A 25,751-nucleotide genomic window follows, 5' to 3' on the forward strand; every position below is an offset into this window, starting at 1 on the left:
TTCGAACGGCTATGGCCCGTCCGGGAGGGGCACGGTATGCTTGGTGCATGAAATGGACCATCGACGAGATCAAGACCTTCCTGGATGTGATGGAGACCGGTACCGTTTCCGGTGCGGCAGCCCGGGCGAACCTTTCGAAATCGGTGGTGAGCAAGCGCGTTTCCGACCTGGAACTGGCACTGGGTGCAGCGCTCTTCCAGCGTCATGCCGGACGGATCACTCCGACCGAGACTGCGACGGAACTCGCGCTGCGCCTGCGGCCGGCCCTTGCCGAGGTGACCAACGCGGTGGAAAGCGCCGCCTGGGGCATGGCGGGCCTGCGCGGCTCACTGGCCATTTCGGCGCCGATGAGCTTCGGCATCCTTCATCTGAGCCCCGTATTGGCGGAGTTCGCGCGCCGGCATCCCGATCTGGAGATGGTGATCGACTATGACGACCGTTTCGTCGATCTCGTGCGGGGCGGATTTGATCTGGCCATTCGCATCGGGCAATTGCCCGATTCCGGCCTGATTGCACGCAGGCTCTGCGACGATCCCCGCATTGTCTGCGCCAGCCCGGACTATCTCGCACGACATGGGGCACCGACCGGATTGGCCGATCTGCCCGATCATCCGGCGATCGGGTATCTCAACGTCCAGTCGACACAGGTCTGGCAGTTTTCCGATGGCGCGGGCACGACGATCGGCGTACCGATGCGCAGCCGCATCTCCGCCAACAATGGCGAGGCCATGCGGGACATGGCTATCGCCGGCCTCGGCATTGCCCTCCTGCCGATGTTCATCGCCCACGAGGCGCTCGCCGATGGACGTCTCGTCGCGCTCATGGAGAGTGTATCTCCGATGCCGCTTCCGATTTCCGCGGTATGGCCCCCGGTCAAGCCGATGCCGATGAAGCTTCGCGCTATCGTCGATCATCTGGTCGAGGGCTTCGGCGAAGCACCATCCTGGTTAAGATGTGTCCCGATCTGACGGTTATCTCTCATACATGCGGCGCGGCCGCGACCATCTCCTACCCCTCTTTCACCGTATCCTTTAGTCGATCGGCGATCTTTTCGGCGATCATGATCGTTGGCAGGTTTGTGTTGGCGCAGGGTATGGTCGGCATCAAAGAGGCGTCACAAATATAAAGACCATCCAAACCGCGGACCTTGCCGATGCCGTCCGTCACGGCCATCTTGTCGCCATCCCTGCCCATCCGGCAGGTGCCGGAAGGATGCCACACGCCGCCGACCGTCTCGGTTATGTAGGCCTCCAGTTCCTGGCGATTTGCGGTCAGCTTGAGTGGATCGTTGAAGTTCGACAACATGTGGGGGAAAAACTTCTCGCGCATTTTGCCGATTGCATCCAGCCCGATGGCGCCAAGGCCCGTCACGATGGCCCCCGCCGTGGAAGGCCTGGAAAAGCGCTTGCCGATTTCGGACATGCCACCGGCATAAAGGCCGGAAATGACCGAGTTGAGCGCGGGATCGACGGCAAGGCTTACGGCATGCTCGAAGGCGTCGGCGAGCCGAGTCAGGTCGCGACGGTCCGACAACATCCGGAATTCCACGCGTGGCGGCCCGGCCGGCGCCGCCGGATCCAACAGAAGCTGGCCGCGAGAATAGGATTTGTTCACCCAGAAGAAGATGGAGCCGAGCTGGCGTCCGATCGGATGCCAGGCCGCGCGGGTCACGAAGTTCATGTGCATGTCCCCCGGCGGGCATTCCGCGTGTCGCGACGAAAAGCGGTAGCCGATCGGAATATGATAGTCCGGGATACCGCGTTGGCGGGCGGAGGGCTTTAGAAACGGTACGAGGCCGGCAGAGGGATGCTCCATCAGATTCTGGCCGATGCCCGGCAGATGATGCAAGGTCCGGATGCCGCAGTCCGCAAGGTGAGCGGCAGGCCCAATGCCCGAGCGCATGAGAATGGCGGGTGTTGCGAGTGCACCTGCCGAGACAACCACGCGACAGGCTTTCAACTCCTCGCTCGAGCCACCACGCGTGGCTACCACGCCCTCGGCCTTGCCGCCGGAGAAAAGAATGCGGGCGACCGTTGTCTCCGTGCGGATCTCCAGGTTCGGGCGACGGCGGATCTCCGGCGTGAGATAGGCCCAGGCCGTGCTCACGCGCCGACGCTCCTCGTCCATGTTGACAGCCATCTCGAAGATGCCCTCCTCCCAGGCGCCATTCTGGTCAGGCAGGAAGGGAATGCCGCGCGCCTTGCAGACGGCCAGCATGGCGCGGGTGAACGGCGTCCAGATCACGTCTCCGCGGCGTCGGATCGGAAAGGGCCCGTCTCTGCCGTGAAATTCGTTGTCGATGTCGAGGTCGCGTTCGAGTTTTCTGAAATAGGGCAGGCATTCGGCAAAGGACCAGCCTTCGATGCCCATGGCTCCCCACTCGTCGTAGTCGTGCGGGGAGCCCCGGTTCGCGCCGATGCCGTTGATGGCCGATCCTCCGCCCAGCACCCGGGCCTGCTCGTAGCGGATGGCCTTGTCGTCAGGCTGGTTCGAGCCACTATATCGCAAGGTGGCCTTGAGGCCGGGCCAGGTATAGCGGGGGTTGGAGTAGGCGATGCCCGGATAGGACGATGCGAGATCCGGGAAGTCCTCCGGACGGGCCGCATCCATGCCGGCCTCGAGCAGGATGACTCTTGCTGCAGGGTCCTCGGTCAGCCTGGAAGCGAGTACGCAGCCTGCCGAACCACCGCCGACTATGATGTAGTCCGCTGGGGCTGGCGTGCCGGAACTCATGCCATGTTTGCTCTTCATGCCTGACACGTTCCCGATCTCTCAGGACGCTTTGTAGGCGATGCAGTCGACCTCGACCTTGCAATCGACGACCATCGCAGACTGTACGCAGGAGCGCGCCGGCGGATTGTCGCCGAAATAGCTTTCGAAAACCGCGTTGAAACTCCAAAAATCGCGCGCATCGTCGAGCCAGACGCCGACGCGGACGATATCGGATGGCTGGTAGCCGGCATCCCTCACGATTGCCAGCATGTTCTCGATGGCGATACGGGCCTGTTCTGCGATCCCCTGACCGACGATCTCGCCATCGCGCATCGGCGTCTGCCCGGAGACGTGAAGCCATCCGTTGGCTTCGACTGCCTTTGCGAAGGGAAGCTTCCGTCCCCCCGATCCGCGCCCCTCGCCAATTCCATGACGTATGATGGTCATGCTATTCATCCCTTCCTGTATTCATTTGCCCAAGCCGTTGCCTAGCGGGTGACGTCGATGGTCATCGTCTTGAGGTCGCACATCTCCATCAGGGTGTGCCGACCGCCGGTGCGCCCAAGGCCGCTTTGCGTTCCCGCCACGCCGCCGGCCGGAATATGCGGCTCCCAATAGCAGCTCTTTTCGTTGACGTTGACGATGCCCGCCCGCAGGTTTTCGGTGTAGAAGAACGCCCTGTTGATGGTCCTGGTGAAGACGGCCGCGGACAGGCCGAACGGGCTCGACGCTGCGAGCGCCAGAGCTTGCTCGTCCGTCTCGAATGTCAGAACCGGAGCGACCGGGCCGAAGGATTCCTCGGTGTTGAGCAGGCTTTCGCGGGTCAGGCCCGTTACCACCGTCGGCTCGAAGTAGAGATTGGTCGGCATGCCATCGGCGATCTTGCCGCCCACCAGGATGTCCGCGCGTCGCGCCGAGGCGTCCCTCATATGATCCAGCATCTTGTCCAATGAGGCGGCATTGTTGAGCGGACCCATGGTCGTTGCCGGATCGAAGGGATCACCCATGCGGACGCGTGCCGCCGCCTTCGCCAGTCCCTCCACAAATCGATCATGGACAGACCGGTGAACCAGAATGCGTTCGGTTGCGGTGCAGATCTGGCCGGCGTTCGCAAAGCAGCCTGCCCCGATCTGCTCTGCGGCCATGTCGATATCGGCATCGCAGAGGACGACGGTTGGCCCGTTGCCGCCCATTTCGAGGAGCAGGGGCTTGCCCGCGCCACGCCGGGCGATGGTCGCGCCCGTCGCTGAACTGCCTGTAAAGCCGATCGCATGCGTCCCGGGGTGGATAACCGCCTCGTCACCCACTTCGGCGCCGTCACCCAGCACGAGGTTTATGGCGCCATCGGGCAAGCCAGCCTCGATCATGCATTCCATCAGTGCCACGGCGACCAGGGAGGTGGTGGGCGCCGGGATCCAGACGACGGTGTTCCCCGTCGCGACCGCCGGTCCGAGATAATACAGACAAGGCAGGCCAAGCGGAAAATTCCAAGGGGTGATGATGGCGAACACACCCTTGGCCTGGAGGAAGCTGAAGGCACGCTTGTTGGCGTCGGCGACGGGGAACGCGGCCGTCTCCAGCCATTTGATTTGCTCGGCGGCGTTGCGGAAACCAAGGGCTGCGGCGGCGGCCTCTGCCTTGGCCTCGCTATGGAAGGGCTTGCCCTGCTCCAGGCAGAGGAGGCGCGCAAGATCATCGGCCCGGCGCTCTATCGCATCGGCGATCCTCATGCAGAGCCCCGCGCGAGCGAAGACGCCCATCCGGCGCATGGTTTCGCGTGCCGCCTCCGCGGCGGCGACGGCATCGCCGACATCCGCGCGCGTGGACAGCGCAAGGTAGCCGAGGGTCTCGCCGGTCGCAGGGCTGTCGATCTTCAGAAACCTGCCCGCGCTGCCAGGCACCCAGCGTGATCCAATGCGGTTGGTGCCCAGCCGCAGGCTCGCCTCCGGTTCGGTCACGATGGCCATGCCGCGCAGGTTGGGACCAGCGAGGGAAGATCTGAAATGGACCGTCACGACGAACTCCTCTTGCCGTAGTCGGATTGGAGCCGCAGGACAGCTTCGCGGCTGCGGCTGACGGCTGCCGAGAACAGGCTGGCGCCGGCGGCCCGTGATGCCTGGGAAGGCGTGCCGATGACGCCGTTGTCGCGGATTGCCTCGAAGGGCCTCCAAACAGCGACGGCGGAGCCTGCGAACAGATGCGGATCAGGCCAGGATGGCGGCGTCGTCCCCGATGGAATACGGTCCTCGCGTACCAGTTGGGGCGCCACATGCATCATCAGCGATGTCTCCAGGGCACAGGCGTGGCCGGTGCCTCCCGCCGCGTCGGGCAATACTTCGGCGGCGACATCGGCGATAAGGTCGAAATAGGAGAAACCAGCCGAGACGACGCCGCGCTGTCCAAGCGTCGTCACGGCGACCTGGATGGCGGCCCTGTTGCCGCCATGCCCGTTGAGGATGACCGGCAGGAATCCATCGCTCCACAGGCAATCGCACAGGTCGACCAGAACGGCGATGAATGTCGAGGGGCTGAGGCTCATCGTGCCCGCGAAGGCACGGTGGTGCTGCGACGAACCATAGCCGAAGGGCTCGCACACCCGCATGCCTTCCTGTCCGTCCGCGACCGCGCGCGCAACCGCGCTTGCAAGCCAGGTGTCGACGCCGAGCGGCAGATGCGGGCCATGCTGTTCGACGGCACCAGTCGGCAGGAGAGCCACGGGACGTAACGGCCGCGAGAGAGCCAGGGTACGTGCCTCGGCCGAGGTCATCGCGGCAAAAGCGGGCTCTTGTCGCCCCCCCACATCTGGTTCGTCAGCGTTCATCGGGTAGCCTCCAGGAGGCGGCTCTTGGCATAGGTCATGGCTGCATCCGCCGTCAGCGCCACCATGATGATCGCGCCCTTGTAGAGTTCCAGGCTCGAGGGGTCCGTCCCGAAGACGCGCAGGGCGGTTGTCAGGAGACTGACGATCAAAGCTCCGACAACGGTTCCCCAAACGGTGCCGCGGCCACCGAATATGCTCGTTCCGCCAAGAACTGCGGCGGCGATGGCGTCAAGCAGGAGCGATGTGCCGCCGATATTCGGTGTGACGACGGGAACGCGGCTGATCATGATGATGGTGGTCAGGAACACGAACAGACCGGATGCGGCATAGACCAGGACGGTGTGCCTTGTGACCGGAATGCCCGCCAGTTCGGCCGCGCCCGGGTCCGAGCCGAGCGCGTAGGTGCGCAGCCCGAAGCGGCTGCGGTGCATGAGCACCATGGCCAGGACCACCACGGCCATGGTGGCGAAAATGACGTTCGGAATGCCGAGGGAGCGTTCGACCCCTATGAACTTGAGGATCGGCTCGCGAACGACCAATACGCCCTTGGAGGCGACCGCCAGCGTTGCTCCCTGCAACGCCACCATGGAGGCGAGGGTCATCACGAAGGGCGGTATGCGCAAGAGCGAGATCACCATTCCGTTCGCCAGGCCCACGACCAGCATGACGCACAACCCGATAGCCAGGGCCCCGGCCAGCCCCGCTCCCGCGTCGATGAGGCTTGCGATCAGTACGGCACAGAAGGCTACGCCTATGCCGGCCGACAGGTCGATGCCGCCCGTCAGCAAGACGATGAGCGCGCCGAGCGCCAGTACGGCCACGGGTGTGGCCTGCGATGCGATATTGATGAGGCTCGGGCCTGACACCACACGCGGGTCGACGAAGGCGAAGACGAGGCTCAGCCCCACCAGCAGGATCAGGGGAGCAAGGTCGAGCAGGCGCAGCAGCACGCCTTTGGTTGCCGGCGTCGTCATGTCACTGCTCCCGTTGCGGTTCGAGCGTTCGCAGAGTGGCCAGCGTCCACCGCGGCAGAGCGGTCGCCGAAAGCCAGCGCCATGACCTGTTCCTCCGTCGCTCCGCGCGCGAACTCGCCGACCGAGTGACCCTCGCGCATGACGACGATCCGGTCCGCCACTCCCAGCACCTCCGGCAATTCGCTCGACACCATCAAGATGGCGGCGCCTTCCTGCTTCAGTCTGGCGATGAGGTGGTGCAACTCGGACTTGGCGCCGACGTCGACGCCGCGTGTCGGTTCGTCAAGCAGGATGATCCTGGGTTTCGTCGCCAGCCATTTGCCGATGACGACCTTCTGCTGGTTTCCGCCGGAAAGCTCGATCGTCATCTTCTCGGGTTGGGCGGGCCGCACGCCGAGCGAGCCGATGAGGTCGCGCGCCAGCGTCGCGATCCGCACGTGCGAGAGAATGCCGAGACGGCTGTTGTTCCTGATCCAGGCCAGCGAGAGATTGTCGCGGATCGACATCGTGCCGACAAAACCTTCCAGATGGCGGTCCTCCGGGATGTAGACGATGCCTGCCTGGTTTGCGGCCTTGATGTCGCCTCCGGCCTGGGACTTGCCGAAGATGGTGATCGATCCGCTCTGCTGGGTTTCCATGCCGGCAATGAGACGCAGCACCTCCGAACGGCCGCTGCCCATCAGCCCGGCCAGCGCGACGATCTCCCCGCGGCGGACGCTGAGAGACGCGGATTTGAGAAGCTTGCCGTTGGAAACGGCATCTACCTCGATTGCCTTCTCGCCGACCTTGGCGTGCAGATGGGGGAAGATATCGCCGACGTCGCGCCCCACCATCATCGACACGATCTCGGCCTCGGTCGTTTCCGCCGTGAGACGTTCGCCGATGAACCTGCCGTCACGCAGGACCACGACACGGGTGCACAGGCTGAAGATCTCTTCCATCTTGTGGGAGATGTAGAGGATGCCGGCTCCGCGAACCTTGAGCCTGTCGATGAGCGCGTAGAGCTGATCTCGTTCGCGGTTGGACAGAGCACTCGTCGGCTCGTCCATGACCATGAGCCAGGCATCCGAGAGGACCGCGCGTGCGATCTCCACCATTTGCCGGCTGCCGACCGTCAGCGTTCGAAGTTCCGCATCGATCGGGATGTCGAGGGAAAGCTCCTTCATGATGGCCTGCGCCTCGCGGCGCATTCGAGCCCGGTCGAGCAGGCCCAGGCGGGTGCGCGGCTCGCGGCCGACGAACAGATTTTCAGTCACCGTCAGGTCGGGCGACAGGCTGAAATGCTGGTGAATGACACTGATGTCGCGCGCATCGTTGGGAGAATGGAAGTCGACGACCTCGCCGTCGAGGAGGATGTCTCCCTCGTCGGGTCGGTAGACGCCCGACAGGCATTTCACCAGCGTCGACTTGCCTGCGCCGTTCTCGCCCGCGAGCGCCACGACCTCACCGGACGAGATGGCGAAGGAAACTCCGTCCAGTGCCTTCACGCCGGGGAACAGCTTGCCCAGCCCACGAATGACGACACTGTGCTTCCCGGCCTCACCGGAGGCCTGCCGGGCGGCTACGCTCGCCATCGGCACAGGCGCCCTCCTGCGGAAGGAAGCGACCAGCGCAGCAATGCTCTCGGGCTGACTGGCAAGAACCGCCACCAGAATCAAGGCCGCCGTCACGTAGTAGATGATGGTCTGCGGTACCTGGAGGAAGGACAGGCCGGTATTGATTACGCCGAGCAGAAGCGCGCCGATGGCTGTCCCCCAGATCGAGCCGCGCCCGCCCGACAGCTTGGTACCTCCCACGATCGCAGCGGTGATCGCCGTGAATTCGAGGCCGGTTCCAGCGAGGGGTTGGGCGGAGCCAAGGCGGCCTATGGTCAGAATGGCACCCAGACCGGCCGTCGCACCGGCAATGAGGTAGACCGAGATACGGACCAGGCCCACGGGCACCATCGAGGCGTACGCCGCCTTCGCATTGCCTCCCACGGCGTAGATCCAGCGCCCATAGACGGTACGCTGGAGGACGAACCACCATGCCACGAGAATGATCGCCGCTATGACGACGGAAACCGGCAGGAGGCCAAATGTCGCGCGGCCGGCATAGAGGACGGCTGGATCGTCGATGGTGATGCTCGAAGCCCTGGACAGGCTGAGGGAAAGCCCCCTGGCAAGGGCCATCGTGGCGAGCGTCGCCATGAAAGGCGAGATGCCGGCGAGGCCGATCAGGACACCGTTCAGGAGCCCTATGGCCGCACCGCTGAGGATAGCCGCCAGGAGCGTCATCACGACAGATCCGGACGCTGAATAGGCGAGGCCGGCGGCCACACCCGCGAAGGCCAGCGTGCTCCCGACCGAGATATCGATGCCGCGCGTGATGATGACGGCCGTCATGGCAAAAGCGATCAGGGCAATGACCGAGCTCTGCTGCGCGATGCTGACGAGGTTGCCGGCCGTCAGGAAGCGGGCATCGATCCAGCCGAATACTGCGACCGCCAGGACCAGCACCCCGATCAGGACCGGCTCGCTTCGCCGAAAGAACGTCGATATCCGCAACTGAGACATGGCCTTCCCCGTGGAGCGCTGCGATCGCTGTCTTCAACGCACCGAAGCACGATCCTGCCATCGGTGCGTCCCTGCCGGCGCGGGTCTGTCGCGCCGGCAGGGCATGGGATCGCTCACTTTCCGACTGTCATCGCCGATGTCGGCACCTTCGGGCCCAATTGCTGCGTATAGTTCTTCGACTCGATGGCTTCCTTCTCGGTGTTGATATGGTCGAACGCGAGTCCGGCCGCCTTCAGCTTCGCCGCCGTTTGATCGGAGCTGACGAAATAGGTCGGCATGTAGAGATCTTTCGGCAGGGTCTCTCCATTGGCCACACGCGCCGCGACGGCAATATTCCAGTAACCGACGCGATTGGCCCCCGTCAGGACGTCGAGCACCATCTTGCCGCTGTCGATCAGATCCTTCATTTCGGCGTCGCCGTCGTAGCCGCCATAGATCAGGTTCGAGTTCATGGAACTGGCGACGGAGTCCGCGGCGAGGCACAGGCTGTCTGAAATGCAGGCGATGGCCTTGAGGTCTGGATAGGTCGTCAGCCATGTCTGGGCGGCATTCGTCGCCTTGGCCGCATCCCAGTTCGTCGGCTCCACGCCCACGATCTTGATCTTCGGATACTCCTTGGCCATGGTGTCGACGAAGCCCTTCTCGCGCGTATCGGAGACGAAATTGCCGCGCGAACCGACGAGCAGCGCGATCTCTCCCTCTCCGCCAAGCGAGGTGCCGATGGCGCGAGCCACCATCGACATGTTTTCGTAGTCGGGATAAAGCGTCGAGTAGTTTCCGTCGGCCTCGACCTTGTTGCCCATGGTGATGACCGGAATACCGGCGGCGAGCGCCTTCTTGATCACCGGCACAAGCGCATTCTTGTCGAGCGGGTCGACGAGGATGGCACTGACGCCCTGATTGATGAAGTTCTCGATGATGCCGACTTCCTTCTCGAGGCTTCCTTCGGCGCTCTGCCACGTCGATTGCACGCCGTAATCCTTGGCTGCAACGTCACCCGCTTCCTTCATGCGGACGTAGAAGGAGTTTTGCAGGTCGATGGCGGCGACGCCCAGGACCTTGTCCTTTGCATGCGCCATGGATGGCATGGCGAGGGCGAACGCGAGCAGAGCTACACTTGTTCTCAAAAAGGGACGCATGGCTTAGTTCTCCTTTTCCTGGGATGGCTTTTTGCTTGAATTGGAGGCTTGATGGCCTCTTGTTTGTCTTGGCCTGCGAGCGGCGCTCCGGTGGAACGCAGCTTGCCGGCAACACGGCCCTACGTCAGGACGAGAGCCCGTCTACACCCGCGCCGCAGACGAGCCCCGCGACGCACTCGCCGGGACGCGGCTTCACGGCGCCGGCCATCAGCGCCGCCAGCGACGCCGCACCGCTGAGATCCGCGGCAACCCCGAATTCGAACCACAGGAGTTCGGCCGCCCGCTGCATCGTGTCGTCTTCGATGAGAACGATGTCGTCGACATGCTGCCGGGCGATCTCGTAGATGCTCTCGTCCGTCCGGCCACAGGCCATGGTCGCAACGCGCGTGGTGATTTCAGGCAGCCGCACGACATGCCCAGCGGCAAACGAGGCGTGGAGGGTCGGCGATCCCACCGGCTCGACACCGATGATCCGGGCCTTCGGATTGGCCGCCTTGATGACCTGCGACATGCCGGCGATAAGACCGCCACCGCCGATGGCGACGATGTAGAGGTCAGCGTCGGGAATCTGCTCGAGCATCTCGACGGCGACCGTGCCTTGTCCAGAGACGATGGCTTCGTCGGCAAATGGATGCATGTAGAAGGCGCCGCTCTCGGCGGCATGGGCCGTGGCTGCCTTGTGCGCCTCGTCCCAGACCGCACCCGCATAGCGAACATCGGCGCCCAGTTTGCGAAGCTTGTGCTCCTTGATCGGGCTCGCGTTCGTGGGCAGGAAAATCGTGGCGGGAACACCCGCATGCCGGGCCATGTAGGCGGTGGCAAGACCGTGATTGCCGCCGGAAGCGGCAACCAGGCCGCGTTCGATCCGCGCGGCGGGAAGCGACTTCACCCTGTTCACGGCACCGCGGATCTTGAAGGAGCCGCTGACCTGAAGACATTCGAGCTTCAGATGGATGGCGTTTCGAATATCGGCGCCGTCGCAATGCTCGAGCCTCAGAACGGGTGTCCTCCGGACGAAGGGGCTTATGCGTTCCGCCGCAGCCCGGATCGCGTCAACACTCATGGGCCGATCCTCTCATTTGGAGAGCCTCGGGGTATTCATCGGCGATGACGAAGCAGCAATTGCCCGGCCTGACGCGACCTGGTTGCCGCTTCGCGAAGACAACGCCGTCGATGGCATGGCGGAGTTCAACGGGTTCACGCGATGGCGTGCGTAGGAAATGGATGCGGCCGGCGAGTTCGCCTCTCCTTGCGACGGTACCGAGTTGGGCGATAGGCTCGAACACGCCATCGTCGTCCGCAAGGATGTAGCCCTGGCTTCCGGGAATCTTGAGCACACGCGCATTGGCGTTTTCGGGCAACTCGGGTTTGCCTTCCAGGACGCCTGCGTGCCGAAGGACGTTGCGGATGCCACGCCGACAGATGGCAAGCGCATCCTGGCTGACCAGGCCGCCGCCGGCCATCTCGCTCCCCACCACGACAAGGCCCTGCGCGTTTGCGGCCGCTGTCGAAGTCCGCGTCTCTCCCAGATTGTCCACCATCACGACGGTGGGGGCACCGAAGGCCAGCGTAGCATCGATGTTGCGACGATGCCCTTCGGGCGTTGGCGAAGGCTCGATGATGGCGCTCGGCATTATCATCAGCGAGGATCCGCCGGAATGCAGATCCAGGAAGTAATCGGCGATCGGCATCAGGCAGTCATTGACGTAGGCCGCGATCTGGCTCGTGAGCGTTCCGTTGAAATCCCCCGGGAAGCACCGATTGAAATTCAATCCATCGACGGGCGAGGTGCGGGTTCCAGCCTCGACAGCGCGAATATTGATCGCGGGTATGGCAATGATGCGCCCGGATACCTCCGCCGGATCGATCTCGCGCAGCAACTCGCCAAGGGCGATAGGCCCTTCATATTCATCGCCGTGATTGCCGGCCTCGATGAGTACGGTCGGTCCAGCCCCGTTCTTGACGATCGCGAGGGGGACCTGGACCGCGCCCCAGGCATCGTCATGCGGCGATTGGGGAACGCAGAAATAGCCGATCTGCTTGCCGGCCCGATCCAGATCGACCGAGGTGAAGATACTGTTGCGGCGCGGGGCTGCGAAACGCCGCGCCGTTTCCCCGGATTCCCTCGCAACAACCCCCGTCATCGGCAACTTCCCTCCAGACTTCCCGCGCATCATGAAAGTTTTATATATGATGTCAAGTTCGAATATAAAACCAACCTGGAATCAAGGAAGGTTCTTTATGGTGGGGCCGCGCAGAAGGGATCGAGCATGAGCAGCAACGAAGACAGAGAAAGGCCTACCTATTCGGCGCCCGCCTTGACGAAGGGCCTTGAGGTGCTGGAATTGCTGGCGGAAGCGCAGTCCCCCTTGACCATGAAGGAGATCGCGGACGGCCTCGGCCGGTCCAAGAGCGAGATCTTCCGCATGCTGGTCGCCCTTCAGGAGCGCGGCTACATCGACCGTGATCCTGAAACGGACGCCTTCTATCTCACCGACCGCCTGTTCAAGCTGGGTCTGCACACGCCGCGCCAGCAGGATCTCATCACCGCGGCCATGCCGGAGCTGTCGGTGATCGCGCAGGAATGCCAGCAATCCCCCCATCTCGTCGTGATCAATCACGGTCTCACCGTCGTCATTGCGGCGGTGCCGGGAGGCGAGGACATGTCCTTTACGCTGCGCCTGGGCTATGGGCGACTTGCTACAGACGCCACCTCCGGACAGGTCGTGCTGGCATTTCAGCCGCCGACAATCTCGAGAAGGATCATCGAGGAGAGCCAGGCACGCTCGCCGGCTCCTGTCGACAGGGCGGCGCTCGACGCTCACCTGGCACTCATACGCACGAACGGCTACGAACTGCGCTCCAGCCGTGACTTCCTCGGCATTACCGATATCTGCTGCCCGATTTTCGGCGCCGACGGCAATGCTGCCGCGTCCATCATCATCGCTTTCGTCAACCGATACGCACGTGACAACGAAAGCCGGCATATGGAAACGCTCGGTGTCCTTCGGGCGGCCTGCAACCGCATCTCGACCAAGCTCTCTGCGCGCGTCCGTTTCCAACAGGAGGTCTGACGTCGTCTGCACTACCCGGATTTCCGTCACCGTCTCCAGGATGTTTGAAGCGCTTGGCCTGAGCCGCTCGATCCGTTTCGCCAAGCACTTGCACGGATGCTTGGGCGACCGCGCCCATGATGCTCGCTCCCGGCAAGGAACAGGCAGTTCGCTTGCGTGCCGGAAATCGAGACCCTGTTCCTCCTTCGCGTTGGAACGGATAGCATCCGCTCCTGCTGGACCGGATGCTTGTTCGCGGGGAGAACGAAAGAAGGGCCGGATGCCGAGGAACCGAACGCTATGGAACACCCGAACGGAGATAGGCTGAAGAGCGCGTTGCTCATGGTCGCGCTCGCAGGCCTTGCGATCGGCCTCGTTCTCCATTTCTCCAAGATGCCGCAGCTTGCGCAGACCGCCTGGCTCGCGGGCGTCGTTCCCGTCCTTGCCGCTCTGCTCGTGGAAATCCTGCGCAGCCTGCGACAGGGCGAAGTGGGTCTCGACATCGTGGCTGCGCTTTCGATGTCCGCCGCCCTCGTCTTCGGGGAGATGCTGGCCGCCGCGGTGGTCGCGGTCATGTATTCGGGCGGCACATTCTTGGAAAGCTTCGCTGAAGGCCGTGCTCGCCGCGAGATGCGCGACCTCCTCTCACGCGTTCCGCGCACGGCGACGCGGCATCAGGACGGCGGCCTGGCCGACGTGCCCTTGGACGAGGTCGCGCCCGGCGACCGCCTCCTCATCAGGCAGGGCGACGTGGTCCCCGTCGACGGAACCCTGGCATCCGCCTCAGCCTTCCTCGATACCTCCGCGCTCACGGGTGAATCGCTGCCGATCCGCATCGACGCAGGTGCCGAGGCGATGAGCGGATCCACCAACGCCGGCGAGGCCTTCGACCTGATCGCGGCGCGCCCGGCCAAGGACAGCACTTATGCCGGAATCGTCCGGCTCGTGGAGGAAGCCCAGCGGTCCAGGGCCCCAATGTCGCGGCTGGCCGACCAATGGTCCCTCGGCTTCCTGGCCGTCACCGTTGGACTGGCCTTCGCGGCGTGGTGGTTCACCGGCGACCCCATCCGTGCGGTCGCCGTCCTCGTCGTGGCCACGCCTTGTCCGCTGATCCTCGCGGTTCCCGTCGCGCTGGTGGCGGGAGTGTCGCGGGCGGCGCATTTCGGCGTGCTGGTGAAGGGAGCCGGTGCCCTTGAAGCCATGGCGCGCGTCCGGACGCTGGTCATGGACAAGACGGGCACCCTGACCGATGGCCGGCCTCGGATCGTCTCGTTCGACCTCGACGTCAACATGGGCGTCGATGAGGTTCTCCGCCTTGCCGCAGCCCTTGACCAGGCCTCCAAGCATCCTACGGCACAGGCGATCGTCGCCGCCGCCAGGGCAAGGGGACTGTCTCTCCCGGTGCCGTCGCAGGTCACGGAAATACCGGGCGAAGGGTTGATCGGGCGCGTGGAAGATCGCGCCGTCGTCATCGGTGGACATGGCTTCGTGGCAGATCATGTCGAGCAAACGGCGATGGAGTATCCGGCGCTCGCTGCCGGGTCCGCGCTGGTAGCCGTTGGCATAGACGGGCAACTGGCTGGGCATCTGGTCATGGCCGACCCGCTCCGCGAAAATATGCCCGACATCCTGTCCGGCCTGCGAGGCCAGGGCATCGAGCGAATTGTGCTGGCCACCGGTGACCGTCGCGAAGTGGCCGAGCACGTGACGCAAGGGCTGGGTCTGGACGGCATCCGTGCGAACCTGACCCCCGATCAGAAGGTTCTGCTGGTCCTTACCGAACATAAGCGGGGTCCGGTTATGATGGTCGGTGACGGCGTGAACGATGCGCCTGCGCTTGCGGCCGCCGATGTGGGAGTGGCGATGGGAGCACGCGGCGCTGCAGCCTCGGCCGAGGCCGCCGACGTCGTTCTCCTTGTCGATCGCATTGACCGGCTGAGGGCCGGGATCGAGATCGCGCGCGGCGCACGCCGTATCGCGCTGGAAAGCGTCATCGCCGGAATTGGGCTTTCGGTCCTTGGAATGATGGCCGCCGCCCGTGGTTACCTGTCACCAATCCAGGGAGCCATTCTCCAGGAAGCAATCGACGTCGCCGTCATCCTCAATGCCCTCAGGGCGCTCCGCATCTCCCCAACCGGGCCGCTGGCGACTGCATCCGCTCCGGTCGTCACAGAGAGTCCCCTTCCGAAGTGACCCTCGAACCGAGGTGCCCGCCGGGGCCTTCGGTGTTCGGGCGATGCAGACTGGCCGTGTGGGCAGCGGCCAGTCTGACATGAAGCGCCAGGGCGGTGGAACCGACCTTGCGTCGGCACAATGGCGTCACGCCCTATCGAGCGATGCGAAAGGCTTGGCGTCGAAGACGAGGAGAACGCCCCCCTCCTCCTCCTGAGGCCTCGCCGATCTCGACGGTACCACCATGGGCTTCCATGTAGCGCGAGGTCTATCATGGTATCGCGAGTCTGGCTTTTGGGTGTCGCGCCGTTGAGCGCGTTCGAGGGGAGTGCAATTGGTGAGCCGCCTACATAAGGAAATGCATCTTGTTCATCGCATAGGATGGCTTCGCGCGGCGGTGCTGGGAGCTAACGACGGTATCATATCGACGGCAAGCCTGATTCTCGGCGTGGCCTCGGCGGAGGCCCAACAGGGCAACGTCCTCTTGGCAGGCATCGCCGGCCTCGTCGCGGGAGCCATGTCCATGGCAGCGGGGGAGTATGTTTCCGTCAGCTCCCAGTCCGACACCGAGAACGCCGATCTCGCGCGCGAGCGGCTGGAACTCGCCACCGACGAGGAGTTCGAGAAGGATGAACTCGCCGCCATCTATGTTTCACGGGGTGTCGAACCCCAACTGGCGAAAGAGGTGGCCGCACAACTCATGGCGAAGGACGCACTGGGTGCCCACGCCCGAGATGAACTTGGCATTTCCGAGATCACCACGGCGCGTCCCGTCCAGGCTGCGCTTGCTTCGGCGGCGACCTTCTCGCTCGGAGCGTCGGCCCCTCTCCTCCTTGTGCTGGCGTCGCCCACACAGTGGTTGGTTCCAATGGTCGCCGCCGGTTCCCTGGTTTTTCTCGCCCTTCTCGGCATGGTCGGCGCGAGAGCGGGGGGAGCCGGCATCGTGAAACCCACTATCCGGGTGACGTTCTGGGGCGCACTGGCAATGGCGGTCACTGCGGGAATTGGAGCCCTCTTCGGAACCGTCGCCTGACAGGAATCCAACCATCCGCTGCGCGAAAATCGGGGTGCCAGACGGTTCGCGCCCGGCGGCTCTCGTCATAGCCGGGCCGGGAGACGCTTGCTGGCCGCGAGATCGCAAGCCCCATCCTGGCAGCCAGTGCGTTTGCCGCAAGGTCGTTTCGATGACCATGTAGACCCGGCCGCGCAGCGACTTGCGGATGAGCCTGGCGAACCCCTGGCGACGGGGACGCGTCTTGTTGCCTGTTCGCGGGGCATCTCCGGCGCCGAGGTGAAATGGAGAAGCGAACTGGCTTTGCTGGCTCGCGGTACCCTCCCCTTCTTCCGTCCTCGGCAATTTGCATGGACCTGCCCACTCCGGAGGAATCCATGTCGGGCGCGGGTCATTTTGAGCTGCCTCAAGGCGCGGGCGCCCGTCTTCGTCACACTGTCACCGGCGCCAACGTGGAAACAGGTGACTGCGGAGCCGCCGACTGCGCGCCGTGCCGCAGCCCGCAAAAAAGGGGCCATCCGCTCAAGGGCCCAAGGAGATTGTCATGATGGACCAGTCCTACACAATGGTTGGCTATTGGTCGGTGTCGCATTGGCTCGCCTTCGTGATCTTCGCCATCCTGATCCTCTATCCTGTCGGAAGAATTCTCTCCCGGATCGGATTTTCCCCATTCTGGTCCATCGTAGCATTCATACCCGTGGTCAATCTCATCGGCCTGTGGGCCGTGGCATTCTGGGACTGGCCGCGGGATAGACGAGGGCCCCAGTGATATCGCGGGCAGTTCGTGACGTGGTCGAGCGGGGAGCATGCGCCTGGACGCAATCCTGACATTCAGGGCACTCAAGGGAGATGCGTGATGAGCTACTACTTCGCCAAGACACTTTCATGCGGCTTCGATGAAGCCGTCCGGCGTGCGGTCGACGGCCTCAAGCGCGCCGGTTTCGGCATCATCACCGAGATCGACGTCAAGGAGACCTTCAAGAAGAAGCTCGGTACCGAGTTTCGCGACTATCGGATTCTTGGCGCTTGCAATCCGCACATGGCTCACCAGGCATTGGCCATCGAAGACAAGATCGGCACCATGTTGCCTTGCAACGTCATCGTACAGGATCTAGGCGGCGGCAGAACGGAAGTGGCAGCCATCGACCCCGTTGCGTCCATGCAGGCGATCGACAATCCGCTGCTCGAAGCGCCGGCAAGGCAGATTCAAGGCTTGCTCAGGCAGGTCATCGCGGATCTTTGAACAGCCCGGTTTCGGCAATACGAGGGCCCTCGCCTTTCGGCGAAGGCCGTTTCCGTGCCGGACCCATTGCCCGAGGGTGTCGGCCTATCCTACTAACCCGTCAATTCGGCTTATTGGACTGCTGGAAACCAGCCACGTCGTACTGAGAGACGCTCTTCGGATTGTTGGAGTTCTGCGGCTGGGTACCAGCGTAGTGGGTTCCCGCATTTCCGTCTGGGTTGAAGGCTGAACCCGGGGCAGTGCTGGCGTTGCCTGGTGTGACGCTGCCTGTCTGAGGGGTGCCGATCGTCTGGTTAGGCTGACCGGTCGTCCCCGTCACCGTATGGACGTTGGCCGCCGAGACGGTCATGGCGGGAGCAACAGCGAGCATGACACCAGCGATCAGGGAAAGGTAAGTACGGGACATTGCAACCTCCCTTGCCATAGAGGCCGATATGGTTTCCACGCCGGACGCGCGGTCCGGCTTCTGCCTAAACACCCAAGGGTCAGCTTTTATTCGCGACGATGGAGGGCTTGCGGGTTCCGCTCCCGTTCCTGAGGGCAATCGGATACCGAGCTCAACGGCAAATGCCTCGAAACAACGACGAAAATGCCTGGGAGCGACGAGGGACTTCGCGCCATGTCCGTTCCATACGATGTGATCATTATGAATGTGCGAGTTGCAAAGCCGACGAGAGATCCCGTCCGCTTGTATCCGGAGCCGGTTCGAGCGTTTCCTCGGGCACCCCCAACCGGTTGATCCAGGCCGTGCGATATCCAAACCACTTGGCTCCAAGCGCATCCCATCCGCCGAAGGCTGCGAAACCGATCTCTTCGCGAGGCAGTCCGAAATGGTCGGGGGCCATCGCATAGGCACGCGGCGCGGGCTTGAAGGCGCGAACCACATCCGTGCTGAGCGGAGTTTCCATCAGTTCGTGCAGGCCGTTGGCGCGCATGTTGCTCTCAAGCATTTCCATGCTGAGATTGGACAGGAAAGCGAGGCGCATGCCGGCCTGCCGCATGCGTGCCAGCGCCCCACCGGCATCCGGCCAGACCGGCAATCGTCCATAGAGGGCGCATAGGTCGCGACGCTGCGCCGCGCTCAGTTCTACCTTGAGCAGCCGCGCGCTGTGTTCAAGTGCCGCGTCAGCAAGTTTGGAAAAGCCGCTATATCGCCCGGCCGACGTCTCCAGCCAGGAGAGGGCGAAGATCTTGTTGCTCCAGGTGCTGGCCAGCGCCATGCCCTGCCCCGGAACCATATCGACCACCCCGGCGGATACCGGTCGGGGATCGAAGATAGTAAAACCATCGAAGGCGAGCGCCCGCAGGCGTGGGTGCGGGGCATCGGGCGAGGCATTCTGGGCCAGTGCCGGCAGGAATGTGGCCGCTGCTCCCGCCAGCCCGAGACCAAGCGCACTACGGCGATCAAGAGGGATATAAGACTTCATCCTTTGCTCCGGATATGGTGACGGTACTCCCTATTCGCGCAAAGCCGGGCCTTCGTTTCATTGCAGTGCCGGAGACCCCCGAAATTTATGCGGGACAAGAATGGCCAGTGAAGTTGCCATCCTCATTCACGATCGTTGCCGCGCATTGCCCCAATGAACACCCTCAGATTGGCTGATTGAGTTCGATTGGCCTGAAACACAAGCGAGATGGGAACCGCGGGTGGATCCATTTGGGACAAGACGTAGGAGAGCCGCCCCTGATCGACATGCCCATCGACTTGATAGGTAAGCGCCCGGGTGATGCCGGCTCCGGCAATGGCTGCGTCGATAGCCGCCTCGACGCTGTTGGTGAGAAGGCGTGGCCGGAATTTGACAGCCAGATTCCCGTCAACGCCAAAACGCCACTCTCCGTTGTGCGAGAAATTGTCAAAGGCGATCAGGTCATGGCCGTCCAGGTCATCGAGCCCTAAAGGCTGGCCGCGTTCGGCGAGATAGGCCGCGCTGGCCACCAATACGCGGCGCGTCACGCCAATCCTCACCGCGAGCAAAGCGCTGTCTGCAAGATCGGCGATCCGTACGGCGACATCAATTCCTTCGTCGACCAGACGCACGACCCGATCGGTAAGGGTCAGTTTGATCGACAACTGGGGATAGCGCCGCATCAGCTCGAGGGCGACGGGCAAGACCTTGAGACGTCCGAACACGACCGGTGCAGTAACGATCAGTTCGCCGCGCGGCTCGGCATTCTCACCCCGCAGACTGCGTGCGGCATCATCGAGTTCGGCAATCGCATTGCGGCAACTTGCCAGATAGGCCGCACCCTCCGGCGTGAGCTGCACCGATCGTGTCGTCCGGCGAAGCAGCAGGATGCCGAGCCGCGATTCCAGGTCGGCCACGGCGCGACTGGCGGCGGTTGAAGAAATCCGTCGCAAACGAGCAGCTTCAACGAAACTCCGCTGATCCGCCACAGCCACGAAGGTTCTCAAAGCGTCCAGTTGGTCCAATTATTGTCCCTCTATGCGCAATAATGTTCTACGAAAATGGCATATTATCACGAATATGGCGAAGAACTATCTCCCGCCTGGTTACGCCGAACTGGCGATGATGACCGGCACAGGAGATCACATGTCACGAATTTCAGTTCCCGCTTACAACGAGGTACCCGAAGGGTCTCGACCGAGGCTTGACGCCGTGAAGTCACAATTGGGAACCATCCCCAATCTGTTTCGCCTCATTGGTCACAGCCCGGCAGCCCTCGAAGGCTTTCTTGGACTCAACGCTGCGCTTGGGAAGACGCTCGACGCGAAGGCACGCGAGCGCATCGCCTTGGCCGTGGCTGAGGTGAACGGCTGCGACTACTGCCTCTCGGCGCATAGTTACCTCGCCAGCAACCTCGCCGGACTTGGCGAGGCGGAGATTTCCGCCAACCGCAGGGGTCACTCGCATGAAACGCGCGCCGACGCCGTGGTCACGCTTGCCCGCAAGATCGCCCTGACACGCGGCAGGGTGGAGGACGTCGACCTCGTAACCGTGAGGCAGCTCGGGTTCACAGATGCGCAGCTCGTTGAGATCATCGTCAATGTTGCGCTGAATTTCCTGACCAACATCGTGAACAACGTTGCCGATACCCAGATCGATTTTCCGGTGGTCCGGGCGGAGGCGCCCTGATGCATCCTCAATCTCTTCGGCTCAAGACCATCTCAATCGCCCTCATGGCACTTGCCATTCCCTTCTTGTCCCAACCTCAGGCCGCTGAAACTGCCGCAATGCAGAGCCACATCATGACAGATAGTCTTCATCCGACCACGTATCATTCGGCGATCGTCCATGGGCGCAAAGTCTTCTACCGCGAAGCCGGGGATCCAGCGGCACCCACCATCGTCCTGCTGCACGGCTTCCCCTCCAGCAGCCACATGTTTCGCGATCTGATCCCCGGGCTCAGCGACCGCTTTCATGTGATCGCACCCGATTATATCGGCTTTGGCCAGTCGGACGCGCCGCCCGCCAGCGCATTCACCTACAGTTTCGAGAGCCTGACGGACCATGTCGACGGACTGCTGGACCAACTCGGTCAACGCCGATACATCCTCTACATGCAGGATTATGGCGGGCCCGTGGGCTTTCGCATATTCACCCGGCATCCCGAGCGCGTCGCGGGCTTTGTCGTCCAGAATGCCAATGCCTATATCGAGGGCGTCGGCGAGATGCCCAGGCAGATTTTTCTCCCCCTTTGGGCAAATCGCACAAAGGCGACTGAGGAGACAGCGCGCAATCTCCTGAAAGCGGAAACAACGAAGTTCCAGTACACTGTCGGTGCACGAGACGAGGCAGCAATCAGCCCGGACAATTGGAGAACCGATCAAGCATTGCTGGATCGTCCGGGAACGGATGCCTATCAGCTCGACCTGTTTTACGACTACCGGTCCAATGTCGCGCTCTATGACAGCTGGCACGCGGCATTCCGCCAGTATCGACCGCGAACGCTGATCGTCTGGGGCCGAAAGGATCCATTGTTCATTCAGGCAGGCGCCGAGGCATTCCTGCGCGATCTGCCGGACGCGAAACTGGTCTGGCTCGATGCAGGGCATTTCGTCCTCGACGAGAATGCCCGGGAGGTTGCCGACGAAATCAAGGGGGCCTTCGCCGGCAATTGATGCTTGCCGTCAAGCGATCGTCAGGAGTGCCTCCCAGCGGGATGCAGCACGATCTTGCCGGTCGTTCCGCGCGTCTCGATTGCCCGGTGGGCTTTGGCCGCGTCGGCGAGCGCATAGGTGCCACCAATCTTCACCATGAGCTCGCCGGCCGCCACGAGCCGGAAAAGCGCACCGAGATCGGCCTTGGTGTTTTCTGGCGTTAGCAGGGGAACCAGCGCGAAGCCCGTAACGGACTGGTTCTTGAAGATCAGGCCGAGCAGATCCGGAACGCCGAGTTGGAATTGCTGGATGTTCAGGGCACCGAAAATGACGATGTTGCCCCCTGGAGCGAGCGCGCCGAGCGCTTGCATGGTGATGTCGCCACCCACCGATTCATAGACGACATCGGGGGTGCAATCTTGCTGCCAGCCCGCCTGGGTGTAGTCGACGGCCGCGTCGGCTCCCAATGAGAGCGCCAGGCTCCGTTTTGTCGGGGTGCTTGCTGCGGCGATAATCCGGTTCGCGGATTCCCGGCGTGCCAATTGAATCAACAGCGACCCGACGCCGCCCGCCGCAGCACTTATCAAGACTGTCTTGCCGGCAGGAGCCGTGCGGCGCACCAGATGAAGGGCTGTCAGGCCTTGAACCATGAGTGCGACCGCAACATCGAAGGAAACGGCATCCGGCAGAGGCACAGCCCAGGCGGCATCGATAACGGTATATTCCGCGTAGCCTCCGAAGAAGGCGCCGGCAGCGAACATTGGCACGGCGACACGCTGGCCAACGCGAAATTGGACCACGTCCTCGCCGAGGGCATCCACCACACCTGCGGCTTCTGAACCGAGGATCGACGGCAGCGGTGGCGTCATCGCATATTGATCGCGCCGCATGAGCGTCTCGGCGAAGTTGACGCCGGCAGAGTAGATGCGGATCCTGATTTGGCCTCGGCCGGGTTGCGGAGTCGGTAGGTCGATGAGTTGCAAGACGTCCGGCCCGCCGAACCGCTCGATGGAAATGGCCTTCATGATTTTGCTCCTGGACAACATTGTTGCAGGTGCGAAACTGCGATAGTCTCCGAACCGGAACTACAGACATTTATGTCTCATACCGACCAAAAGGTAAGTATGACGGAAATCATCAATCGCTTGCCGTCCCTGCCCGCCGAGCGAGCACTGAAGGTGATTTCGGGGCGCTGGAAAGCAATCATTCTCTACAACCTCTTCGATGGTCCCAGACGTCTGTCCGCGCTGCAACGGCTGATGCCGGCCATCACTCAAAAGGTTCTGATCGGACAACTGCGAGAGCTGGAGGAGCACCAACTCGTCCGCCGCGAGGTATTCCGCGAAGTCCCTCCGAGAGTGGAATATTCGGCGACGCAACTCGGACTCAGTCTGGAGCCCGTGCTTCTCGCATTGTGCGATTGGGGGCGGAAGCATGCTGAGGAACTGGACGAACTCGATCGACTGGTCGACTGCAAAGCCGGCTGAAGGCCGGACGGGACATACGCCCGGAGCGCGAGGCGATGAGCTCGGGGAATAGAAGGCTATCGCCAGGTAGAGCGATCCCGAAGGCGTCGTAGCGTGCTTTGCTAATAGTCAAGAAACCCATGACCTTGTCTTGGGTGGTCCGTGTATGTCACTTGCTTGAAAGTGACTACTGTGTCCCTTCTCCCGGCGTGATCCACAATCATGGCATCGATCCGGCGTCATTGGGTAGGACGAGGTGCCGACGCCGCGCAGACTTTGCTTCTCTTCGGGCACTGGAGCGCCTATTCTGGCGATCTATCTGCCTGAGAACGTGTCCCGCCGTCAGCCATCTGAGCAAGGGGCATGGGAGATCTGGCTGTTGGGGAGCTTGAAATGACGAGCTTCGACGAAGTCGGAAAGACGATGCTTCGCAACATGCTGCTCGGAAGGTGGGCGGCCGAGAAACTTGGCCTCACCGGCGTGGATGCCGACACGTACTCGATGGGGCTCGCCGAGGGAGCGGTCGATCCGGAGCGTGCTGACGCATTCACCAAAATTCGCAAGGACTTCGATGCTGCCGGAGTATTTCAAACAGATGAGGAGATCCTTGCCATCATGACACGTTTCACCGTCCTGGCAGGAAACCAGGTGCAGGGCGCGCGCGGAAACTCCCTCGACGCGGCAGCAACAGCGCTGATGCGCAATCTCATCTCAAGGTGAGGCGAATTGTTCGAGGCGATCCGGGACAGTGCCCGCGAATGCCTCCCGTCACCGTCCTTTTTGTTCAACGCACGTTGCCCTCACCGTGGCGGCCGTTGAACCGGCGGTCTGCCGGGATGCCGATCGAGGCCGCTGTCGAACACGTCCTGTGTCAGGTGTCACACCTGCCGCATGACGTCTTCTACTGTCTCGCGCACATGCTGGTTGAACGCTGCAGTTGAATAGTTCTCCTGGTAATATGCTGCGGCGGCGCTTTCACGTAACGCCCGTTTTTTGGGATCCGTAAGCAACCCCACCATGGTCTTCGCGAGATTTGCTGCATCATTCTCGACAGTAGCAATGGTTCTTATCGTGGATGCTTTGGCAAGGCCGTCGAAGGCATGCTCGGGTCCCGCGGGTATACGCCCATAGGCGAACGCCTCCAGGACCTTGATCTTCGTGCCGCCACCCCAGGTTATCGGAGTAACGACGAGAGCGGCGGCCTGATACTCTAAGAGCAGGTCGTCGACGAACCCTAAGACCCGAACCTTCTGCTTTCCACCCCAATCACGCGCCAAGGTTTCTGGAACGGCCCCGCTGATCCTCAGTTCCGCCTGAGGAGCCATTTCGCAGATTCTCGGCCATACGTTCCGCAGGAACCATTTCATGCCATCCGAATTCTGCGCCCTTGTCCATTGGCCGACGGCAAAGAGCACATTCGAAGCCTTGTCGGAGCAGCCCAGCGGCCCGATCTGCTCGCCGTTCCTGTCCATGGGAAGGTTCGGCAGCGTCGTGACTTTCGGACGCCCAAGCATGAATGTATCGGTCTCCGAAGCAAGCCAGACATGTTCGGCCCGTTCCAAAACGCGCGCACCAAGATAGTCCGAGCCTTTGAGATAACGTCGCAGATAAGCACGCAGCGGCAAATTATAGATCGGAGTGGACTGCATTCGTGCGGCGGTACGGCTTGGCTCCCAATCGTCGGCATCGACGATGAGCGGCACTCGCCGTTCGTCGAGCAGGCCGGCGACCGCCGTTGGACGGGTAAGGCGTCCGACTATGAGATCGACTTCCTTGCGGTCTATGAGGGCGCCGATCGCTCGGCTTGCTTCGCGGCTCACGCGCAGGCCCGTGGCCGCCATGCCGTTGCCGAACGCAAGACCAAGAGCTCTCTCGGCCTTGTCGGTATAGGCCGCGCGCCTTCCGCTCCTGTGCCCCGACATCAGGACCGAGCCTTCGAATTTCGAGGCGCCATAGCCCGGCGATGAACTCATTAGATGACTTAGGTCGTGAGAGGGGCCTCGATAATTCAAGTAGAACAAGCCGACCCGACCACATTGCTGGAGTGCATCCAGGAGTAGACGTGACCTAATTGCGCCACCGCTTCTTTCAAACGGAAAAGGTGGGAAGGAAGTGACAAAGAGGATTTTATGAGACATCTTTTTATTCCTCCGGCGTGCTATGGGAATCCGCTTCTCTATTCGAATGGGAATCTGGTGATCGATCTACTGAACCGGCCGCACTTCGAGGGGGCGCAGGCCAAGGGACGGCGGCGCCGGAGGAAGCGGCAGCGGCACCAGGAGGAGCGCCCGGTAACTCCTCCGGCTTGCATGCCCGCCTCTCGGACAAAACCCCAGCTCCGGAGCGGCCGATCCTGGCCTTCCGTTGTCCACCACCCAAAACTGCCAAGGTGAGCAGGTCGGGCAAAGGCTCCCGACCCCTCGCGCTATTTTGTTGTTCCGGCCTGTGTCCCCGCGAGCCGGGTTTGGTTTAGCCGTCGACGGCTCTGCTGAGGCGCTCGGATGCACTTGGGCGACCCGGCAACCATGCCGCCGGCACCCGACC

The 25,751-nt window shown here is 62.6% G+C and carries 24 protein-coding genes; 10 read left to right on the top strand and 14 right to left on the bottom strand.

The genetic code is table 11. The features are described from left to right. The first annotated feature begins 47 nt into the window (after window positions 1–47). Window positions 48–968: a LysR family transcriptional regulator gene (locus tag AC6H34_RS32140; protein ID WP_497541731.1), complete on the top strand. Its 921-nt coding sequence runs from the start codon at window positions 48–50 to the stop codon at window positions 966–968. A gap of 40 nt (window positions 969–1,008) precedes the next feature. Here AC6H34_RS32140 and AC6H34_RS32145 read toward each other — a convergent pair whose 3' ends face one another. The 9 genes from AC6H34_RS32145 to AC6H34_RS32185 form a co-directional block, all read right to left on the bottom strand. Next, a complete protein-coding gene (locus AC6H34_RS32145; protein WP_497541732.1) occupies window positions 1,009–2,751 on the bottom strand; it encodes a GMC family oxidoreductase in 1,743 nt (580 codons plus the stop codon). A gap of 21 nt (window positions 2,752–2,772) precedes the next feature. Further along, a complete protein-coding gene (locus tag AC6H34_RS32150) occupies window positions 2,773–3,159 on the bottom strand; it encodes a RidA family protein (RefSeq protein ID WP_497541733.1) in 387 nt (128 codons plus the stop codon). 41 nt (window positions 3,160–3,200) lie between these two features. Next, window positions 3,201–4,727 (bottom strand): aldehyde dehydrogenase family protein, encoded by a 1,527-nt coding sequence (locus AC6H34_RS32155; protein ID WP_497541734.1) that lies wholly within the window; start codon window positions 4,725–4,727, stop codon window positions 3,201–3,203. Next, entirely contained in the window at window positions 4,724–5,533 is an 810-nt protein-coding gene (locus tag AC6H34_RS32160) for a creatininase family protein (protein WP_497541735.1), read from the bottom strand. The genes AC6H34_RS32155 and AC6H34_RS32160 overlap by 4 nt, the downstream gene beginning before the upstream one ends. Continuing rightward, on the bottom strand, window positions 5,530–6,507 hold the full coding sequence (locus AC6H34_RS32165) for an ABC transporter permease (RefSeq protein ID WP_497541736.1): 978 nt from the start codon (window positions 6,505–6,507) through the stop codon (window positions 5,530–5,532). Before AC6H34_RS32165 ends, AC6H34_RS32160 begins: the two co-directional genes overlap by 4 nt. Next, window positions 6,504–9,062, bottom strand: coding sequence for an ATP-binding cassette domain-containing protein (locus AC6H34_RS32170; protein ID WP_497541737.1), 2,559 nt, complete (start codon window positions 9,060–9,062; stop codon window positions 6,504–6,506). Before AC6H34_RS32170 ends, AC6H34_RS32165 begins: the two co-directional genes overlap by 4 nt. A 113-nt stretch (window positions 9,063–9,175) precedes the next feature. Further along, window positions 9,176–10,201, bottom strand: a complete 1,026-nt coding sequence (locus AC6H34_RS32175; protein WP_497541738.1) for a sugar ABC transporter substrate-binding protein — start codon at window positions 10,199–10,201, stop codon at window positions 9,176–9,178. Between the two features lie 124 nt (window positions 10,202–10,325). Continuing rightward, window positions 10,326–11,264 carry a threonine ammonia-lyase gene (locus tag AC6H34_RS32180; protein WP_497541739.1) on the bottom strand — a complete coding sequence of 313 codons (939 nt, stop codon included), beginning with the start codon at window positions 11,262–11,264 and terminating at the stop codon, window positions 10,326–10,328. Next, window positions 11,254–12,345, bottom strand: coding sequence for a succinylglutamate desuccinylase/aspartoacylase family protein (locus AC6H34_RS32185; protein WP_497541740.1), 1,092 nt, complete (start codon window positions 12,343–12,345; stop codon window positions 11,254–11,256). Before AC6H34_RS32185 ends, AC6H34_RS32180 begins: the two co-directional genes overlap by 11 nt. Before the next feature lie 126 nt (window positions 12,346–12,471). On the opposite strand from AC6H34_RS32185, the gene AC6H34_RS32190 reads away from it, so the two are divergent. From AC6H34_RS32190 to AC6H34_RS32210, 5 genes are all read left to right on the top strand, one after another. Then, window positions 12,472–13,275 (top strand): IclR family transcriptional regulator, encoded by an 804-nt coding sequence (locus tag AC6H34_RS32190; protein WP_497541741.1) that lies wholly within the window; start codon window positions 12,472–12,474, stop codon window positions 13,273–13,275. A gap of 279 nt (window positions 13,276–13,554) precedes the next feature. Further along, window positions 13,555–15,447, top strand: a complete 1,893-nt coding sequence (locus AC6H34_RS32195) for a heavy metal translocating P-type ATPase (protein ID WP_497541742.1) — start codon at window positions 13,555–13,557, stop codon at window positions 15,445–15,447. Between the two features lie 316 nt (window positions 15,448–15,763). Beyond that, window positions 15,764–16,459, top strand: coding sequence for a VIT1/CCC1 transporter family protein (locus AC6H34_RS32200; RefSeq protein WP_497541743.1), 696 nt, complete (start codon window positions 15,764–15,766; stop codon window positions 16,457–16,459). A gap of 523 nt (window positions 16,460–16,982) precedes the next feature. Then, on the top strand, window positions 16,983–17,207 hold the full coding sequence (locus AC6H34_RS32205; protein ID WP_497541744.1) for a hypothetical protein: 225 nt from the start codon (window positions 16,983–16,985) through the stop codon (window positions 17,205–17,207). Between the two features lie 87 nt (window positions 17,208–17,294). After that, the gene (locus AC6H34_RS32210) at window positions 17,295–17,681 is read left to right on the top strand and encodes a DUF302 domain-containing protein (protein WP_497541745.1); all 387 of its coding nucleotides are present in this window, start codon (window positions 17,295–17,297) and stop codon (window positions 17,679–17,681) included. A 100-nt stretch (window positions 17,682–17,781) separates the two neighbouring features. On the opposite strand, the gene AC6H34_RS32215 is transcribed toward AC6H34_RS32210, so the two are convergent. From AC6H34_RS32215 to AC6H34_RS32225, 3 genes are all read right to left on the bottom strand, one after another. Further along, window positions 17,782–18,087: an adenylate cyclase gene (locus AC6H34_RS32215; protein WP_497541746.1), complete on the bottom strand. Its 306-nt coding sequence runs from the start codon at window positions 18,085–18,087 to the stop codon at window positions 17,782–17,784. Between the two features lie 238 nt (window positions 18,088–18,325). After that, entirely contained in the window at window positions 18,326–19,108 is a 783-nt protein-coding gene (locus tag AC6H34_RS32220; protein ID WP_497541747.1) for a haloacid dehalogenase type II, read from the bottom strand. Window positions 19,109–19,230: 122 nt separating this feature from the next. Next, window positions 19,231–20,112 carry a LysR family transcriptional regulator gene (locus AC6H34_RS32225; RefSeq protein ID WP_497541748.1) on the bottom strand — a complete coding sequence of 294 codons (882 nt, stop codon included), beginning with the start codon at window positions 20,110–20,112 and terminating at the stop codon, window positions 19,231–19,233. Between the two features lie 121 nt (window positions 20,113–20,233). Between AC6H34_RS32225 and AC6H34_RS32230 the strand changes: the two genes are divergently transcribed. Together AC6H34_RS32230 and AC6H34_RS32235 are read left to right on the top strand one after the other, a co-directional pair. After that, window positions 20,234–20,776: a carboxymuconolactone decarboxylase family protein gene (locus tag AC6H34_RS32230; protein WP_497541749.1), complete on the top strand. Its 543-nt coding sequence runs from the start codon at window positions 20,234–20,236 to the stop codon at window positions 20,774–20,776. Window positions 20,777–20,889: 113 nt separating this feature from the next. Beyond that, complete coding sequence (locus AC6H34_RS32235) at window positions 20,890–21,762, top strand: alpha/beta fold hydrolase (RefSeq protein ID WP_497541750.1); 873 nt, start codon at window positions 20,890–20,892, stop codon at window positions 21,760–21,762. A 20-nt stretch (window positions 21,763–21,782) separates the two neighbouring features. On the opposite strand, the gene AC6H34_RS32240 is transcribed toward AC6H34_RS32235, so the two are convergent. Continuing rightward, on the bottom strand, window positions 21,783–22,766 hold the full coding sequence (locus AC6H34_RS32240) for a quinone oxidoreductase family protein (RefSeq protein ID WP_497541358.1): 984 nt from the start codon (window positions 22,764–22,766) through the stop codon (window positions 21,783–21,785). Window positions 22,767–22,865: 99 nt separating this feature from the next. On the opposite strand from AC6H34_RS32240, the gene AC6H34_RS32245 reads away from it, so the two are divergent. After that, window positions 22,866–23,228: a winged helix-turn-helix transcriptional regulator gene (locus AC6H34_RS32245; protein ID WP_497541751.1), complete on the top strand. Its 363-nt coding sequence runs from the start codon at window positions 22,866–22,868 to the stop codon at window positions 23,226–23,228. Window positions 23,229–23,600: 372 nt separating this feature from the next. Then, window positions 23,601–23,927 (top strand): ATPase inhibitor subunit zeta, encoded by a 327-nt coding sequence (locus AC6H34_RS32250; protein WP_497541752.1) that lies wholly within the window; start codon window positions 23,601–23,603, stop codon window positions 23,925–23,927. A 158-nt stretch (window positions 23,928–24,085) separates the two neighbouring features. Here AC6H34_RS32250 and AC6H34_RS32255 read toward each other — a convergent pair whose 3' ends face one another. Beyond that, window positions 24,086–25,345, bottom strand: a complete 1,260-nt coding sequence (locus AC6H34_RS32255; RefSeq protein WP_497541753.1) for a glycosyltransferase — start codon at window positions 25,343–25,345, stop codon at window positions 24,086–24,088. Between the last annotated feature and the right edge of the window lie 406 nt (window positions 25,346–25,751).

Source organism: Labrys sp. ALF-8, assembly GCF_059699065.1.